The organism is Nonomuraea sp. NPDC049625, assembly GCF_040675285.1.
Taxonomy (GTDB): Bacteria; Actinomycetota; Actinomycetes; order Streptosporangiales; family Streptosporangiaceae; genus Nonomuraea; species Nonomuraea angiospora_A.
Window position 1 is genome coordinate 145380 of the sequence record NZ_JBFAOQ010000015.1, and the last position, 14982, is coordinate 160361.

Consider the following 14982-nt stretch of genomic DNA (forward strand, 5'->3'; position numbering starts at 1 on the left):
CCCTTCATGCGCCGAGCGGGTTGGGCAGCCTGGTCCAGCTGTCGCCGGGCGGCGCGCCCTCCAGGCGGGCGAGCAGGTGGGCCTTGACCGTGAGGTGCGGGCCGAACAGGGCCCCGCGGTCCTCGGCGCACAGGAACTCCGCGGAGCGAGCGGCCGCGGCCACGACGTCCCACAGCCGGGACTCGGCGGCCCGGTCGCCCTGGCAGAACAGCGCGATCAGGCTGCCGAAGGTGGTGCCGACGAGCCCGCCGAAGAGCTTGGCGTGCAGCGTCCCGGGGTCGTCGGTGAGCAGCCTGGCACTGACCGGCGGCACCTCGATCCCGTTGCGGGCGAGCCTGGCGGGGCTGATCCTGACGTCGGCCAGGTCGCGGTAGACCAGCCGGCGCGGGAGGCCGTCCGGGTCGAGCTCGACGAGCAGGTTCTGGCCGTGCGCCTCGAGCGCCACGCCGAGCGCCAGCAGGCCCAGCGCGTCCCTCCAGACCAGGCTGGCGAACGCGGCCAGCCAGGCCGCCGGGTCCCGCACGGTCGCGCGGGTGATGGCGCCGACGGGGATCGCGTTCCCGGTCGGCTCGCGGAGCATGGCCGACACGTCGGGGCTGTGCTCGCCGTTCACCTTCCCGGCGGCGCCGGCCAGGTAGCGGGCGATGCCGAGCCGCCCGCCCAGCCGGCCGGACAGGGTGGAGAGCAGGTCCGACAGGTGGACGCAGTCGCGTACCGAGCCGGGGGAGATGTCCCTGACGCCGGAGGTCATCCGGGTGCTGAACGCCGTCTTGACGTGCGGGCCGCCGTCGAGGGGCGCGAGGGTCCGTACGGACATCAGCGGGCGGGCCGGGACGGCGCCCGTGACGTGCGGCCGTAGGCCCAGCGCGGGCAGGACGTGGGCGCTCTGCCAGGGGTGCACGGGGAGCAGGAGCCGGTCGCCGTCCATGAGCGCGGCCGGCCACGGGCCCGAGACCAGGCAGTCCGCGGCGGGCAGCGCGAGCAGGTCCAGGCGGACGACGGCGCGGTGCTCCGGCATGTAGGCGAGCTGCTCCGCCACGGAGACGCCGGGGCGGCTGCGGCAGCCCGGATGGTACGGATGGCCGTCCACCACGCTCTGCTCGTACTCCTCGGGCGTGACCGGGACGCGGGCGGGCTCCGCACGGGACAGCGCCAGCGAGGCCACGCTGTTGTCCAGGTCCTCGACCAGCCCGGCGGTGCCGGGCAGGCCCAGGGCGGCGAGCAGTTCGGCGGGGTGCGTGTGGGGGTGGCCGTCCAGCCAGAGCGCGGGCTCGCCCCCGAGGTCGTACGGCTCCCGCGCCGGCCCGGTGAGCACGCGGCCGTCCGCCAGCTCGACGCGGGCCTGTCCCCGCGTGCCCAGGAGCCCGGGGAGCGGTTCATGGAGGAGGCTGCGCCAGAGACGGCCGAGTACGGCGGCCCGCGCGTCCGGGAGAGCCGCGAAGTACGCCGCCGAGAGCTCCGGGCGCACCAGGGAAAGGTCGGCCGCGAATTCCGCCTCCCAACGCCTCATAATTCCCACCATTTCCAGGAAACCCGCCCAGTAGCTACCCTGTTGGCACCAATAGGGACAAAGGGTAGGGATAAGGTCGCCATGGCACCTACCGACGGCCTTCTTCCTCTCCCGCGAGAGGCACAGACAGACGCCGCGAACCTCGCGACGACGGCACTGCTCAACTGCCTGATCCGCGAAGTGGCCCGGCCCGCGCGCGCCGGCGCTTTCCTGCTGCCCGTGACCGGCCGGCTCCTGCGCGTCGGCGGCGGGCGGTTCCCGGACCGGGCCGAGCAGCGGACGCCCGGCGGCTGGCGCCCCCTCTCCCTGGACGACCTGGTCGCGCTGACGGCCGCCGAACTGCATGCGGGGACCGGGGTCGACAACGACACGCTGCCCGCCGAGATCACGCACAGCCGGGACGTCATGGCCGCGCTGCTGGCCGCCAGGCGGGCCGCGACGCCGCCCGCGGACCTCTACCTGCGTTCCGAACAGGCCCTCGTCGCGGGCCATCGCTACCACCCCGCGCCCAAGGCCCGCGGCGGGTCCGGTCCGGGGGCCTGGCTCCCGTACGCGCCGGAGGCGTACGCGAGCTTCGCGCTGCCGCTGTTCGGCGTGCCGGCCGAGCGGCTGGTGGAGGTGGGGGAGGCGGGCGCGCTCGACCGGCTGGGGCCGCCTCCCGGCGACGGCCTGGCCCTGCTGCCCGCGCATCCCTGGCAGGTGGAGCTGCTGGGCGGCCCGCCGCTGCGCCACGTGGGCGTCACCGGGGTCCTCGCCTCACCGACCTCGTCGATCCGTACGGTGTACCTGCCCGAGCTGGACCTGTTCTGCAAGTTCAGCCTGGACGTGCGGATCACGAACGACATCCGGCGGCTGTGGCTGCGCGACCTGAGCAGGCTGGCCGTGGTGGCCGAGGTCGTCGGGCAGGCGTTCGACGACCTGCCCGACCACGTGGCCCGGCCCGCCGTGCTGCGCGACCGCGGCTACCGCAGCGCCGAGCTGGACCGGGACGGCGGGGAGGCGCTGGCGGTGATCGTCCGCGACGGCCTGCGCGAACACGTGCCCCCGGGGCTGACGGTGCTGCTCGCGGCGGGGATCAGCGAGGGCTTCCCCGGCAACCCGCTCGACGGGCTGGGCGAGGAACTGGCGCTCGTGTGGTGGGAGCGGTACCTGGATCACGTGGTTCCCCCGCTCCTGCACGCCTATTTCCGTCATGGGGTCGTGCTGGAGTGCCATCTGCAGAACGTGCTGATAGCGGTGGACGAGCGCGGGCTTCCCGCGCAGGCCGTCTTCCGCGACCACGAGGGGGTCAAGCTCGTCGCGGAGCGGCACCCGTCGCTGAAGGGCGTCGGGGGCGCGCGGGCGTGGGAGCGGCTGGTGTACTGCCTGGTGACCAACAACCTCTGCGAGATCGCGGGAGCCCTGGCCGAGCGCCATCCGGGGTTGCGGGGGGAGCTGTGGGCACGGGCCAGGACGGTGTTCACGGGGTGCGGCAAGGATCACGGGGATCCGGACGAGCTGCGCGATCTGCTGGGCGCCACGCACATCCCCGCCAAGGCCAACCTGCTGCTGCGCTGGCTGAACGCCGGGGGCGGCGACATGCGGGCCGTCCCCGTACCCAACCCCCTGGCCCCGTGACGCATAGCGGGGTGACCGGGGGGCGTCTGAGGGGGTGACGACTATCCCCTGGAGGTGATCGTGGACGTCGCGGACGAGCAACGTTTCCGCGAGTTCGTCTCTGCGCGCTCCCCCGCACTCATGCGACTCGGGTTCCTGCTCACCGGTGGTGACCAGCACGCGGCCGAGGACCTGGTGCAGACCGCGCTGGCGAAGCTGGCGAGCCGGTGGCGGCGGGTGGACGCGCCTGAGGCGTACGCCAAGCAGATCATGTACCGCCAGCAGATCAGCTGGTGGCGGGCGAGCAGGCGGCGCGGCGAGGTGGTGCAGGCGGAGCCGCCCGAGCTGGCGGTCCGGGACCTCAACCACCAGAGCGAGCTGCGCATGGTGTTGCGGTCGGCGCTGGCGCGGCTCACGGCACGGCAGCGCACCGTGCTGGTGCTGCGGTATTTCGAGGACCTGCCCGAGCAGGACGTGGCGCGGGCGCTGGGCTGTTCCGTCGGAACGGTCAGGAGCACGGCGCACAGGTCGCTGGCCCGCCTGCGCGAGATCGCCCCCGAACTGGCCAGGGAACTGGAGGCGGCCAAATGACGCGACTGCTCAGGGACACGCTGCAGGAGTGGGCCGACGAGACGAGGGTGCCGCACGATCTGGCGGACCGGGCGCTGCGGAGGCGCGCCTGGAAGCCCGTCGGCATGGTGGTGCTGGCCGTGGGGCTGGTGGCGGCGATCGCGGTGTCCGCCGTGGGCCTGCGCGGCGCCGGGCCGGACGTGCGCGACCCGCAGGCCACCATGCACGCGGCCACCGGCGTCACGCTGCCCCCACGCCCGTCGCCCGCGCCGACCGACGTGCGGACCGACACGGAGCACAGCCCGCCGGTCAAGCTGATCGCCGCGGGACGCATGGCCGTGTCCGCCTACTACACCACCCGCCTGGAGCGGGTCTCGGACGACCAGCAGCGGGTGGTGTACACGTGGTCGCTGTACGACCCGCGCACCGACGGCTACGAGAAGACCTCGTGGGCCTGGGTGGACGTGGCCCCCGGGCTGCAGGTGGCCGCCGTGCTGGAGGGGGAGCTGATCAGCAAGCGGCTGGGGATCCTCGACCTGAACACCCGGCAGATCCTCAAGTGGATCGACCTGGAACACCCGGTCGGGTCGGTCGTGTGGTCCCCGGACGGCACCAAGGTCCTGGCCACGGCGTACTCCGGCTACCCGGACATCCTTCGGGGGAAGGGCGACGAGCTGGGCCACACCGGGAACAGCCCCCGTACCGGCTACTACATCGTCGACGTCGAGGCAGGCACGGCCGCCTACCACGAGCTGCCGCCGATGGCCGACGCGATGGTCACCGACGACAAGATCTTCAACGGGAACGGCCGGCAGGATCTCGGCTGGAGCCTCGACGGCACGATGCTCTGGGCGCCCACCAGCACCATGCCGGATCGCGTCTTCTACAGTCTCGATGGTCAGCGGCGCGAAGCGCCTGAAGGGGACCGGTATGTGGACTACACGGGCATCTCGGCGACCTCGCCGAACGGCCGCCTGGTCCTGGGCCGCGGCGTGCCGGCCGATCCCGTCGGGGGGCAGAAGGTGCTGCAGCTGCACGCCTGGGCCGACGACGACAACGTCCTCGCCCTGGGGTGTGCCGGGTCGTGCGAGAGCGAGTTCAACAACGGGCTGATCCTGGTGAGCGTGGACGGTCAGCGGACGACGCAGCTCAGCGCGAACCGCGACTCCGACAAGGACGGCTCCTGGCGATGGGTGCTCACTCCTAGGTAACTGGATCGATCGTTCTCGAATGTGCTAGCTTTGGGCCGTGGCGAGGAGCAAGGAGTTCGATCCCGAGGTCGCGTTGCAGAAGGCCCTGGAGCTGTTCTGGGAACGCGGATACGAGGCGACGTCGATGGCGGACCTCGTGGAGCACCTCGGGATCGCACGGGCGAGCATCTACGGCACCTTCGGCGGCAAGCGCGAGCTCTACCTAAAGGCGCTGGAGCGCTACCTGGAGCAGCACAACGTGGTCGAGCGGCTGTCCCAGCCGGGGCCCGCGCTGCCCGCCGTCCGGGCCTTCCTCGACTCGTACGTCGCGGAGTGCCTGGCCGACGAGCTGCGGCGGGGCTGCATGGTGGTGAACACGGCGGTGGAGTTCGCCACGCGCGACGCCGCCGTGTCCCGCAAGGTGACGGAGAGCTGGGCGGGGCTGGAGACCGTGCTCGCCGCCACCCTGGTCCGGGCGCGGGCCCAGGGCGAGATCCCGGCGGGGAAGGACCCGTACGCGCTGGCCAGGTTCCTGCTCGTGCTGCTGCAGGGCATCAGGGTGCTCGGCAGGGCCGACCCCGATCCGCGCCGCCTGCGCGACGCGGTCGACCAGGCCATGGTCGCCGTCCAAATTTGAGAACGATTGGTATGGAATAGATGAATCGCTTTGAAGGCAAGGTCGCCCTGGTCACCGGCGCGAGCGGCGTCCTGGGACGGGCCGCGGCGCTGGCGTACGCGGGTGAGGGCGCTTCCGTGCTGGTCGCGGGGCGCGACACGGCCAGGCTGGCCGAGGTCGTGAAGCTGATCGAGGAGCGGGGCGGGCGGGCGAGCGCGTTCGCCGTGGACATCACGCGGTCGGCCGACGTCGCCGCCATGGTCGAGGCCGCGGTCTCCCGGTACGGGGGCCTCGACGTCGCGCTCAACGCCGCCGGCGTCTTCGGCATGCTCGCGCCGCTGGCCGACTACGACGAGGACGTCTGGGACACCGCGCTCGCGGTGAACCTCAAGGGCGTGTTCCTGTCGATGAAGCACGAGATCGCCCACATGCGCGCCCACGGCGGCGGGGTCATCGTCAACGTGGCCTCCAACCTGGGCGCGCACTGGCGGCTGCCCGGGGCCGCCGCGTACGCCGCCTCGAAGGCGGGGGTGAGCTTCCTGACCCGCACCGCCGCCCGCGACCACATCGCCGACGGCGTACGGATCAACGCCGTCAGCCCCGGCCCGATCGACTCGCCCATGGCGACGCGGCCCGGCGAGACCCGGGAGGAGCGGGACGAGCGCATGAGGGGAGCGCTGCCGATCGGCCGGGTCGCCACGCCGGAGGAGGTCGCGGCGGCGGCGCTGTGGCTGTCGTCGCCGGAGTCGAGCTTCGTCGTGGGCCAGGACCACGTGATCGACGGCGGCGCCACCGCCTGACTGGTCATCCTGCTCGATCACGGGCTCTGCCCGGCCGTCCGTTCGAGTTGGCCCTGCCGCGCGTTTCCTCCTCCAGATGCTCGAACAACTCCGGCAGGGTCGCGCCGCACCGTACGTTGGACAGCGGGCTGTGCTCGGACACCAGAACGGTGCGGATGGCGATGTAGCCGCCTCCGGCGCCTTCGATGATCTCCCAGCCGGGAAATCCCCTGGTCGCCGTCACGGCACGCCCGCTGCAACGTCGGCCCACACGACGCGGTGGCCGTCCTCGGTGAGGTGCGTGCCGCAGCTGGTGCTCAGCCGGGCCACGATGCCGAGGCCGCGACCCGACTCCTCCAGGGGGCCCAACTGGCGAGGGACGAAGCGCGGCTCCGGTTCCGGAGCGCCCGGGTCGATCACCTCAAGGCGGACGAAGCCGTCGCCGAAGCCCAGCCGGATCTTGACCCAGTCGCGCCGCCTGCCGCCCGGGACGTGCTGGATGACGTTGGCCACCAGTTCGGAGACGATCTGGAGCGCGTCGGAGCGGACCGTCGGATGGCTGCCGGTGAGCCAGAGCCCGGTCGCCTGCCGCGCCTGCCACGACGTCCTGTCGTTTCGGCGCAGCGTCGTATCGCGCCATAGGACGACATCGGCGAGCTCTGCTGATGAGGTTCCTGCCCGCACAAAATCACCGCCTTTGTTCTGTTACGCCGATATTTGGCTCGGACAACACGCTGACCAGGTGTCTGGAAGCACTTCCCAGGGTGCCGCCGCCGGGCTATTTTGTAATCGGCTCGTCACAGTCCGTTTTCAGACAGACGTGCTGGCACTTGTCCGGGTCCTGCGAAAGGGCGATGACATGACGACAGAGGTTTACGGCGAGGTACTGAAAAAGGCGCGTAACTCGGCAGGTCTTTCTCAAACGGCCCTGGGAGACCTGCTCTCGTGCAGCGAGAGCCTGGTCGGCCTGATCGAGCGCGGTAAGCGGAGGCCGAGCAAGAAGTTCACCCTGGCGGCCGAGGCGGTGCTGGGGCTGAAGGGGGAGCTCTTCGGGCTCCTGCCCAACACCACCGTCATGTCCACTCCGAAGTGGTTCAGCGAGTGGCCGAAGGTGGAGGAGAAGGCGCACACCATCCGAACGTGGCAACCGCTCGTGGTCCCAGGGCTCCTCCAGACGGCTCGCTACGCACGGGCCATCCTCTCTGCCGAGCCGGGGGTCACCGAGCAGTGGATCGAAGCGGCCGTCGAGACGCGCCTCCGGCGGCAGTCTGTATTCGAGCGCGAGAGCCCACCCATGTACTGGGCCTTGCTCGATGAATGCGCTCTCCTCCGGCCGGTCGGCGGGAAGGAAGTGATGCGTGAGCAACTAGAGCACCTGCTGGAGATGTCTGGGCGGCCCAATATCTCGTTCCAGGTTGTGCCGCTGGAGGTAGGGGCCACAGCAGGTCTACTCGGAGGATTCGCCCTTGCCCAGAGTCACGACATACCGGACCACATCTCCCTCGAAGACGCCGCCCTGGGCTCTGTGTCCGCCCACGAGGACACCGTGCGGCGCGTTAGTGTCAGATATGACGCAATTCACAAATGGGCGCATCCCCTACACATGAGCCAGCGACTAGTACGTGAGGTGGCGGCAAAGTATGAAGATCAGTGATGAGCTGCGTGTCGAGCTGGAGGCCGCGCAGTGGACGAAATCCACGCTCTCCGGCTCCAGCGGAGGTGACTGCCTCTACGCGGCCAAGCTGAGCGGCGACCGGTACGCGATCCGGGATTCCGAGCAGCCCGACGTCCCGCCGATGATCGTGCGCGGAGGGGTCTTCCGCGCCTTCGTGGGCGGCGCGAAAATCGGCGAATTCGACTTCTGACAAGTTGGCGGAAGCGACGCGCGCTGACATGCAGCCCGCCGCTTGGCACAGGGCGCGACGGCGTCGACGCCGATCCGCTGTTGCGGGAGATGGACGTGCCGCGCCGCTGCCGGATCCTGGCCGACGCCTACGGAATGTCAGACGTCGGCCGTTCCCGGCCGGACGAACTCTATGATCAGGTCGTCCTGATCGTTGAGATTCGGAGAAGATGTCAATCTCATGCGCCGCACCATGGTCCTTCTGGGTGGCGCCGCCCTCGCCGTCGGCGCGTTCGTCCTCTTCTACCGGGGCCCGGGACAACCGTTCATCCGCGGTTACGTGAGCGACGTCGCCGCCACCATGCTGGTCTACGCGTTCTTGGGGCTGCTGTGGCGCACCACCGCCGCACGCCGCGCCCTGGCCACGGCCGCGATCGCCGCCGCCGTCGAGTTCTACCAAATAGTCGGCATGACCCCGCCGGGGATCGGCGGTGTCCTGGTCGGTGCGTTCCCCGACCCATGGGACCTGGTCGCCTATGCCATCGGTGTGGTCACGGCCCTGGCCTGGGAACGCCGATCGGTCCGATCCGGTGATCAGACTGGCTGACTCTCGGACACCACCCCACCCGCACGGCATGTCGCCCTGAGACGTGAAGGTGCGGCCCGCGCCCTCGCTGCGGAGAGGACGCGGGCCGTACGAGGTGATTCTCAGACCCGGCTGATGCGGACGGCGTCGGCGATGACGTAGCCCGTGCCCGAGGTCCAGCGGCTCACGCCGACGGCGTTGTACGTGCCGGCGTTGAGCGAGAAGGTGCCCAGGCTCTTCCAGGCCCCTCCGCCGGAGCGTTGGTCGACGTAGACGGTCTGGTTGCCGCCCGACGCCGCCACGATGAACGGCGCCGAGCTGTTGTATCCGGGATCGTCCGGATACCAGACCTCGACCCGGTACGTGCCCGCGCTCGGGATGGTCGCCGAGTACCACGCCGGGTCGCTGGCGGCGACCGGGTCGGCGTAGCGGTAGTCGGCGCCGTAGCGCTGGCTGGAGTAGGTGGAGGTGCCCCAGTTCGCGCTGGCGGTGAACTGGCCGGAGGTGGTGTTGTCGATGGTCGTGGACCACGACGGGGTGCCGCCACCGGTCACGTAGTTCATGTACGTGGTCCAGTTCCAGTACGAGCCCGGGTCGGTGTGGGTCGCGCCCGGGACCTCGTTGTGCCCGATGATGTGGCTGCGGTCCTTCGGGATGCCGTACTTGTCGCAGATGGCCTTGGTCAGGGCCGCGGAAGCCCGGTACATCGCGTCGGTGAACCACGAGGCGTCGGCGACGTAGCCCTCGTGCTCGATGCCGATGGACCTGGTGTTGTAGGTCCAGTTGCCGGCGTGCCAGGCGATGTCCTTGTCGCGCACCATCTGGGTGATGGCGCCGTTGGAGGACTTGACCACGTAGTGGGCGGAGACCTGGGCGGCGGAGTTCTGGAACCAGGAGATGGTGCCGGCGTACGAGCCCTGGGTGACGTGGATGACCACCCGGTCGATGGCGTAGGCCGACGGGCGGCTGGAGGCGGTGTAGTTGCTGGAGCTGGCGGCCACCCACGCGGCCGGCGGGTAGTCGGGGCTGGCCACTTCGGCCTGCGCGTTCAGCTGGCGGGCCTTGGCGAGCTCGCCCCGGTCGGCGGTGACCTCCTGCGGCTTGACCTGGACGCCGCGGATGTCGATGCCGAGGCCGAGCTGCTCGTACACGGCGTCGGCGTAGAGGCGGGCCAGCTCGGGCGAGGAGGCGTTGCCGTACTTGGCCACGGCCTGGTACCAGCGCCCGGCGTCCTTCCTGGCCGTCTCGTCGAGGCCCAGACCGTCGGCGAGGGAACGCAGCACGGTCGCGCCGCCGAGGATGTTCGCCTCGTCGTCGGCCTTCAGCTTGTCGGCCGGGAGCTTGGTCAGCTCGGCGGCCTTCTCGAGCGAGTGGTTGGTCGGATTGCTGACCAGGTGCATCACGCCGTATCCGCCGCTGGCGCTGGGCTCGCCCTTGTGGCCGTCGAGGTGGGTCTCGGCGTAGGCGAGCGCGACGAGCAGGTCGCGGGGGACGTCCTGCGCGGCGGCCGCCTTGGCGAACGCCGCTTGGAGCGGGCTGTCCTTGGCCACCGCCAGGGCGGGCTGGCCTGCGGCGATGAGGAGGACGGCGAGAGTCGAGGTGGCGAGGGCTGCTAATCGCGTGCGGACGAGAGTCATGGGGGTGCTCCTCGTTGGTGATAAGCGGCGCACCGTGGGCGCGCGGAACCTGCTACCTCCGGGTGGACCGCTAGACGCGCCCACCGTATGGCACGTCTTGACATATGTCGATAATTGACATTACTCACGTGTTAGGTGAAACTTTTCGCCCCTTTGACGGCGGTCGTCCGGTGTCGAGGCCGCCCGGGGGAAGAGGTTCGAGTGCCGCTTCAAAGAGAGCGGGCGCGCCTGACGTGGTGCGTGTTCTGCGCCCCGAGATTGGGCCCCACCGAAGCGGTGAAGACTATTGCACTTTCTTCTGAACGCGCTGAAACTTCTCTTCGTGATCGCGTTGCGCACCGCTCTGGCGGCCTTCGCCGTACTCGTCCACCTTGTGACCTCCACTTTCTCCGCCGCCGCAGCCGCCTGCACGCCTGACCCCGCCACCCCGAAACGCCAGCTCAGGGCCATGTGGATCTCCACGGTCGCGAACATCGACTGGCCCAGCGACCAGGGGCTGAGCGCGGCGAAGCAGCAGGCCGAGTTCCGCGCGTGGCTGGACATGGCCGTGCAGAAGCGGATGAACGCCGTGGTCGTGCAGATCAGGCCCACGGCCGACGCGTTCTGGCCGTCACCGTTCGAGCCGTGGTCGGAGTGGCTGAGCGGCACCCAGGGCGGGAACCCCGGGTACGACCCGCTGGCCTTCATGGTCAACGAGGCGCACGCGCGCAACCTGGAGTTCCACGCCTGGTTCAACCCGTACCGGATCGCCAACCACGCCGATCCGAACAAGCTCGTGTCCACGCACCCGGCACGGCAGCACCCCGAGTGGCGCTTCGCGTACGGCGGGAAGCTCTACTACAACCCGGGCATCCCGGCGGTGCGCGCCTTCATCGAGGACGCGATCATGGACGCCGTCTCCAAGTACGACGTGGACGGCGTGCACCTCGACGACTACTTCTACCCCTATCCGGTGGACGGCCAGACCATCCCCGACGCGGGCACGTTCGCGCAGTACGGCGGCGGGATCGGCAACATCGCCGACTGGCGGCGCAACAACGTCAACCTGCTCGTGCAGGAGCTGGGCCAGCGCATCCACACCGCGAAGCCGCACGTGTCGTTCGGGATCAGCCCGTTCGGCATCTGGCGCAACTCCTCGACCGACCCCCTGGGCTCGCGCACGTCCGGGCTGCAGTCGTACGACGCGATCTACGCCGACAGCCGGAAATGGGTCAAGCAGGGCTGGGTGGACTACATCTCGCCCCAGATCTACTGGCACATCGGCTTCTCCGCCGCCGCCTACGAGGTGCTCACGGCCTGGTGGTCCGACCAGGTGCGGGGCACCGGCGTGCAGCTCGTCGTCGGCCAGGCCGCCTACCGCGCCGGGGCCTCCGGGCAGGACGCCGCCTGGCAGGACCCGGCGGAGCTGAGCGACCACCTGACCGACAACCGCCGGCATCCCGAGGTGTCCGGGGACATCTTCTTCAGCGCGAAGGACGTCAAGGCGGACCGGATCGGGTCGATCACCCGGGTGGTGAACGCCCACTACTCCAAGCCCGCGCTGCTGCCCGCCCGCGGCTCGGCGGCGGCGCCGCCCGCGCCCGCGATCACCTCGGCCACCCAGGGCTCGACCGGCGTCCAGCTCGCGTGGACGGGCTCGGGCACGTACTACGCGGTGTACCGGGTGAACGGGTTGCAGTCCACCGCGGACCCGTGCTCCTTCGCCGACGCCCGCAACCTGCTCACGACGACCCGGAAGACGTCCTTCACGGACTCGTCCGCCGCCTCCGGGGCGTTCACGTACTACGTGACCGCCCTCAACCGCACCCACCAGGAGAGCGCGCCGAGCACGGGCAAGCCCGTGGGGCAGTCCGGCGACGGGTTCAGCGTCGTGATCGACAACTCGGACGCGGGCTTCACCGCCAGCTCGAACTGGGGCACGTCCGCCTTCTCCGGGCAGCTGCACGGCGCCGACTACCGTTTCGCCAACCCGGTCTCGGCCAGCGATCCCGCCTGGTACCAGACGACCATCCCCAGCGCCGGGACCTACCGGGTGGAGGTGTGGTACCCGGCCGACTCCGGCTACAACAGCGCGACGCCGTACATCGTCGCCACCTCCGGCGGGAACCAGACGGTCACCGTGGACCAGCGCAGCGGCGGCGGGCAGTGGCGGGTGCTGGGCACGTACACGCTGGCGGCGGGCACGTACAACGTGGTCGGGGTGAGCCGGTGGACCTCGGCGACGGGCTACGTCATCGCCGACGCCGTCCGCATCACCAAGACCTGAGGTCGCCCGGTTGGAGGCTGGGCAGGGCCGGTGCGTGATCGTACGATGAGCCGGTGGACGGTGTCCGTCCGCGGCCGATCGACGCGGTCGCGGTCCTGGCCGCGGGAGGCTTGACGCTGGCGACCGGCTACACCGGCCCGGTCCTCGTGGTCCTGCTCGCGGCGGCGGTGCCGGTGCTCTGGATGCGCAGGGCGCCGCTCACCGTCGCCTGGGTCAGCGCGGGGACGGCGATCGCCCTGCCCGTGCTGTCGGTGGTCTGGCACGTGCCGCTGCCGGACGCGGCGCCGCTCTGGCCGCCCACGTGCGCCTTCGCCGCGTACGGCGCGATGGCGTTCGCGGCGGAGCGGTATCGCGGCATCCAGCGCTGGCTGCCGGTGATCATCCTGGGCCTGGCCGTCCTGTCGCTGCCCGACCGCCTCCCGCTGATCCTGCGCACCGAGGCGGCGCTCGCCCTGGCCACCCTGTACGGCATGTACGTGGCCGTCAGGGAGCGCCTGCGCCGCGAGCTGGCGGAGCGGGCCCAGCGGGTCGAGCGCGAACGGCTGGCGGGCGAGATGCACGACGTCGTGACCCACCGGGTCAGCCGGATGGTGCTGCAGGCCGGGGTGCTGGCCATGGCGGCGCGCGACGAGCGCGGGAGGGCGGCGGCGGAGGAGATCCGGGCGACCGGGTTCGAGGCGCTGGACGAGTTGCGTCACATGGTGGCGCTGCTGCGGCGCGGCACCGGGGAGGGCTTCGACCTGGGGCTCCCGCTGCCCGACCTGCGGCCGTTGGTCACCGAGTCGGCCTGCGCGGGCGTCCCCGCGGAGCTGGTGGTGGACGGCACGCCGGTGCCCGTGTCGGGCGTGGTGGGGCGCACCGCGTACCTGATGGTCGAGGAGGCCCTCACCAACGTCCGCAAGCACGCGCCCGGGGCGGAGGCGCGGGTGCGGGTGCGCTATCGCCCGGGATCGGTGCGGATCGCCGTGCGCAACACCCCCGGCCAGCCGGACGCCTGGGTCGGCGGCGCCGGGCCCGGGATGGGGCTGCTGGACCTGCGGCGGCAGGTGGAGCTGGTGGGCGGCACCCTGGAGACCGGGGAGGACCGGGAGGGCGGCTTCCGGGTCGAGGCGACGTTCCCCACGCCGCCCCCGTGAACGGGAGATCAGTCCCAGTCGGTCAGCAGGCGCTCGAAATGGGCGTTCGCCTCCACGGGGTCGTAGCCGGGCAGCGCCTCGCGCATGAAGTCATGGGTCTGGCGCTGGGCGTCCGCGCACGCCTCGCCCACCGCGGCGAGCGTCTGCTCGGCCAGCTCGTGGCTGCTCAGACGGGTCGCGCGCGGGCCGTACCGGACGTCCAGGACGCACCCGTTGACGTCGACGGTCGCCTTGACCTGGCCGGAGGCCGCCTCGCCGGTGCCGACGATCTTTTCGAGGTCCTCCTGGGCCGTCTCGAGCCAGGCCAGCATCTGCTCACTCTGGCGGCCGGCCTCGTCCAGGTCCTGTTCCCTGATGTTGGCCGGGTCGTAGGGATGGCGGTACACGCTTGCCTCCGAGCCTAAAGAAGATCGCGGGCCGCCTGCTCGACCCGCTGGCGTACGAATGTCTCGTCGAGAGGTTCGGGCAGGTGCGCGGCGCCCATGGCCTCGTCCGCGATCTCCTGCGCCTTGCGGGCCGCGTCCTCCTGGGCCGCCTGGAGCACGGCGGTCACCTCGTGTCCGAGCGTCGCCTCATCGAGCCGCAGAGCGCGCGGATCGATGCGCAGGCGGGTCAGCCCGCCCTGGCCGTCGGCGGCCGCCTCCAGCAGCCCGTCCTTGCTCCTGGCCAGGCCTTCCACCTGCCGGATCGCGGCCTGCGCCGCGCGCAGGTCACGGATGACCCGCCGCCCCTGGGCGGCGTACTCCTCCAGGTATTCGGCGTCGTGGTCGGGTGAGGGGAAGGACATGGCGACCTCCGGGTGGTCAGGAGAGCAAACCAGGCGGCCAAGTCTAGACATACACCGACAAGATCATTACTGAGCGATGTAGATCTCATTAACAGGAAGCGTTACGCGCGCGGCGATATGCCCCTATATGGTCATTTGGCATGACGGGACTTGAGATAGCTCTGGGAGCGGTGGGGCAGGATGCCTCCCGGATCAGGACCCACGGGGAGGACTACGGCGCCGCTCTCGCGCCGATGCACGGACGCGGGGATGGCGTGTCGTCCTGGGGGGACGACGGCCTCTTCGCCGTGTTCACCAGCACGTACGCCGAATCCCGCGCCGTGTCCATGGCCGCGCTCTCCGGGCTCTCCCAGGAGATGGGCGCGACCGGCGAGGGCCTGCAGGCCGTGGTGAAGAACACGAGCGAGACCGAGGCCGCCAACGTCGAGGCCGTGCAGAACCTGGGCCGCACGTGGGTGTGACACTT

17 protein-coding genes are annotated in these 14982 nt (G+C 70.8%); 11 read left to right on the forward strand and 6 right to left on the reverse strand.

Annotation, left to right across the window (positions count from 1 at the left end; all coding sequences use genetic code 11):
- Nucleotides 1-4: 4 nt before the first annotated feature.
- Entirely contained in the window at nt 5-1510 is a 1506-nt protein-coding gene (locus AB0J87_RS46760; RefSeq protein ID WP_363977894.1) for an IucA/IucC family protein, read from the reverse strand.
- 81 nt (nt 1511-1591) lie between these two features.
- Here AB0J87_RS46760 and AB0J87_RS46765 point away from each other — a divergent pair, with 81 nt between their 5' ends.
- The 5 genes from AB0J87_RS46765 to AB0J87_RS46785 are packed head-to-tail and all read left to right on the forward strand — an operon-like array spanning nt 1592 to nt 6282.
- Nucleotides 1592-3127 carry an IucA/IucC family C-terminal-domain containing protein gene (locus AB0J87_RS46765; protein ID WP_363977897.1) on the forward strand — a complete coding sequence of 512 codons (1536 nt, stop codon included), beginning with the start codon at nt 1592-1594 and terminating at the stop codon, nt 3125-3127.
- Nucleotides 3128-3181: 54 nt separating this feature from the next.
- The gene (locus AB0J87_RS46770) at nt 3182-3697 is read left to right on the forward strand and encodes a SigE family RNA polymerase sigma factor (RefSeq protein WP_363977900.1); all 516 of its coding nucleotides are present in this window, start codon (nt 3182-3184) and stop codon (nt 3695-3697) included.
- Nucleotides 3694-4887, forward strand: coding sequence for a hypothetical protein (locus tag AB0J87_RS46775; RefSeq protein WP_363977903.1), 1194 nt, complete (start codon nt 3694-3696; stop codon nt 4885-4887). Before AB0J87_RS46770 ends, AB0J87_RS46775 begins: the two co-directional genes overlap by 4 nt.
- A gap of 37 nt (nt 4888-4924) precedes the next feature.
- Nucleotides 4925-5503, forward strand: a complete 579-nt coding sequence (locus tag AB0J87_RS46780; protein ID WP_350723612.1) for a TetR/AcrR family transcriptional regulator — start codon at nt 4925-4927, stop codon at nt 5501-5503.
- Between the two features lie 20 nt (nt 5504-5523).
- Nucleotides 5524-6282, forward strand: coding sequence for an SDR family oxidoreductase (locus AB0J87_RS46785; protein WP_363977906.1), 759 nt, complete (start codon nt 5524-5526; stop codon nt 6280-6282).
- Nucleotides 6283-6286: 4 nt separating this feature from the next.
- On the opposite strand, the gene AB0J87_RS46790 is transcribed toward AB0J87_RS46785, so the two are convergent.
- Together AB0J87_RS46790 and AB0J87_RS46795 are read right to left on the reverse strand one after the other, a co-directional pair.
- A complete protein-coding gene (locus AB0J87_RS46790; protein ID WP_363977909.1) occupies nt 6287-6505 on the reverse strand; it encodes a hypothetical protein in 219 nt (72 codons plus the stop codon).
- Entirely contained in the window at nt 6502-6945 is a 444-nt protein-coding gene (locus tag AB0J87_RS46795) for an ATP-binding protein (RefSeq protein WP_363977912.1), read from the reverse strand. Before AB0J87_RS46795 ends, AB0J87_RS46790 begins: the two co-directional genes overlap by 4 nt.
- 175 nt (nt 6946-7120) lie before the next feature.
- Here AB0J87_RS46795 and AB0J87_RS46800 point away from each other — a divergent pair, with 175 nt between their 5' ends.
- From AB0J87_RS46800 to AB0J87_RS46810, 3 genes are all read left to right on the forward strand, one after another.
- A complete protein-coding gene (locus AB0J87_RS46800; RefSeq protein WP_363977915.1) occupies nt 7121-7915 on the forward strand; it encodes a helix-turn-helix transcriptional regulator in 795 nt (264 codons plus the stop codon).
- A complete protein-coding gene (locus AB0J87_RS46805; protein ID WP_363977917.1) occupies nt 7902-8126 on the forward strand; it encodes a DUF397 domain-containing protein in 225 nt (74 codons plus the stop codon). Before AB0J87_RS46800 ends, AB0J87_RS46805 begins: the two co-directional genes overlap by 14 nt.
- Before the next feature lie 219 nt (nt 8127-8345).
- A complete protein-coding gene (locus tag AB0J87_RS46810) occupies nt 8346-8711 on the forward strand; it encodes a DUF2809 domain-containing protein (RefSeq protein WP_363977920.1) in 366 nt (121 codons plus the stop codon).
- Nucleotides 8712-8812: 101 nt separating this feature from the next.
- Here the strand turns inward: AB0J87_RS46810 and AB0J87_RS46815 are convergent, their stop codons facing one another.
- The gene (locus AB0J87_RS46815) at nt 8813-10327 is read right to left on the reverse strand and encodes an N-acetylmuramoyl-L-alanine amidase (protein ID WP_355193707.1); all 1515 of its coding nucleotides are present in this window, start codon (nt 10325-10327) and stop codon (nt 8813-8815) included.
- A gap of 322 nt (nt 10328-10649) precedes the next feature.
- Here AB0J87_RS46815 and AB0J87_RS46820 point away from each other — a divergent pair, with 322 nt between their 5' ends.
- Together AB0J87_RS46820 and AB0J87_RS46825 are read left to right on the forward strand one after the other, a co-directional pair.
- Nucleotides 10650-12593, forward strand: a complete 1944-nt coding sequence (locus AB0J87_RS46820; protein ID WP_363977924.1) for a family 10 glycosylhydrolase — start codon at nt 10650-10652, stop codon at nt 12591-12593.
- 53 nt (nt 12594-12646) lie between these two features.
- Nucleotides 12647-13729: a histidine kinase gene (locus AB0J87_RS46825; protein ID WP_363977926.1), complete on the forward strand. Its 1083-nt coding sequence runs from the start codon at nt 12647-12649 to the stop codon at nt 13727-13729.
- An 8-nt stretch (nt 13730-13737) separates the two neighbouring features.
- Here the strand turns inward: AB0J87_RS46825 and AB0J87_RS46830 are convergent, their stop codons facing one another.
- On the reverse strand, nt 13738-14115 hold the full coding sequence (locus tag AB0J87_RS46830) for a YbaB/EbfC family nucleoid-associated protein (protein ID WP_363977929.1): 378 nt from the start codon (nt 14113-14115) through the stop codon (nt 13738-13740).
- 14 nt (nt 14116-14129) lie between these two features.
- The gene (locus tag AB0J87_RS46835; RefSeq protein ID WP_363977932.1) at nt 14130-14516 is read right to left on the reverse strand and encodes a YbaB/EbfC family nucleoid-associated protein; all 387 of its coding nucleotides are present in this window, start codon (nt 14514-14516) and stop codon (nt 14130-14132) included.
- A 140-nt stretch (nt 14517-14656) separates the two neighbouring features.
- Here AB0J87_RS46835 and AB0J87_RS46840 point away from each other — a divergent pair, with 140 nt between their 5' ends.
- Complete coding sequence (locus AB0J87_RS46840) at nt 14657-14977, forward strand: hypothetical protein (protein WP_363977935.1); 321 nt, start codon at nt 14657-14659, stop codon at nt 14975-14977.
- The last annotated feature ends 5 nt before the right edge of the window (nt 14978-14982 follow it).

Bases quoted from the DNA above. Each gene is read 5' to 3' on its own strand.
- AB0J87_RS46775 (WP_363977903.1), top strand. From the start codon at position 3,694: ATGACGCGACTGCTCAGGGACACGCTGCAGGAGTGGGCCGACGAGACG.
- AB0J87_RS46800 (WP_363977915.1), top strand. From the start codon at position 7,121: ATGACGACAGAGGTTTACGGCGAGGTACTGAAAAAGGCGCGTAACTCG.
- AB0J87_RS46810 (WP_363977920.1), top strand. From the start codon at position 8,346: ATGCGCCGCACCATGGTCCTTCTGGGTGGCGCCGCCCTCGCCGTCGGC.
- AB0J87_RS46835 (WP_363977932.1), bottom strand. From the start codon at position 14,516: ATGTCCTTCCCCTCACCCGACCACGACGCCGAATACCTGGAGGAGTAC.
- AB0J87_RS46805 (WP_363977917.1), top strand. From the start codon at position 7,902: ATGAAGATCAGTGATGAGCTGCGTGTCGAGCTGGAGGCCGCGCAGTGG.
- AB0J87_RS46815 (WP_355193707.1), bottom strand. From the start codon at position 10,327: ATGACTCTCGTCCGCACGCGATTAGCAGCCCTCGCCACCTCGACTCTC.
- AB0J87_RS46760 (WP_363977894.1), bottom strand. From the start codon at position 1,510: ATGAGGCGTTGGGAGGCGGAATTCGCGGCCGACCTTTCCCTGGTGCGC.
- AB0J87_RS46785 (WP_363977906.1), top strand. From the start codon at position 5,524: ATGAATCGCTTTGAAGGCAAGGTCGCCCTGGTCACCGGCGCGAGCGGC.
- AB0J87_RS46765 (WP_363977897.1), top strand. From the start codon at position 1,592: ATGGCACCTACCGACGGCCTTCTTCCTCTCCCGCGAGAGGCACAGACA.
- AB0J87_RS46840 (WP_363977935.1), top strand. From the start codon at position 14,657: ATGACGGGACTTGAGATAGCTCTGGGAGCGGTGGGGCAGGATGCCTCC.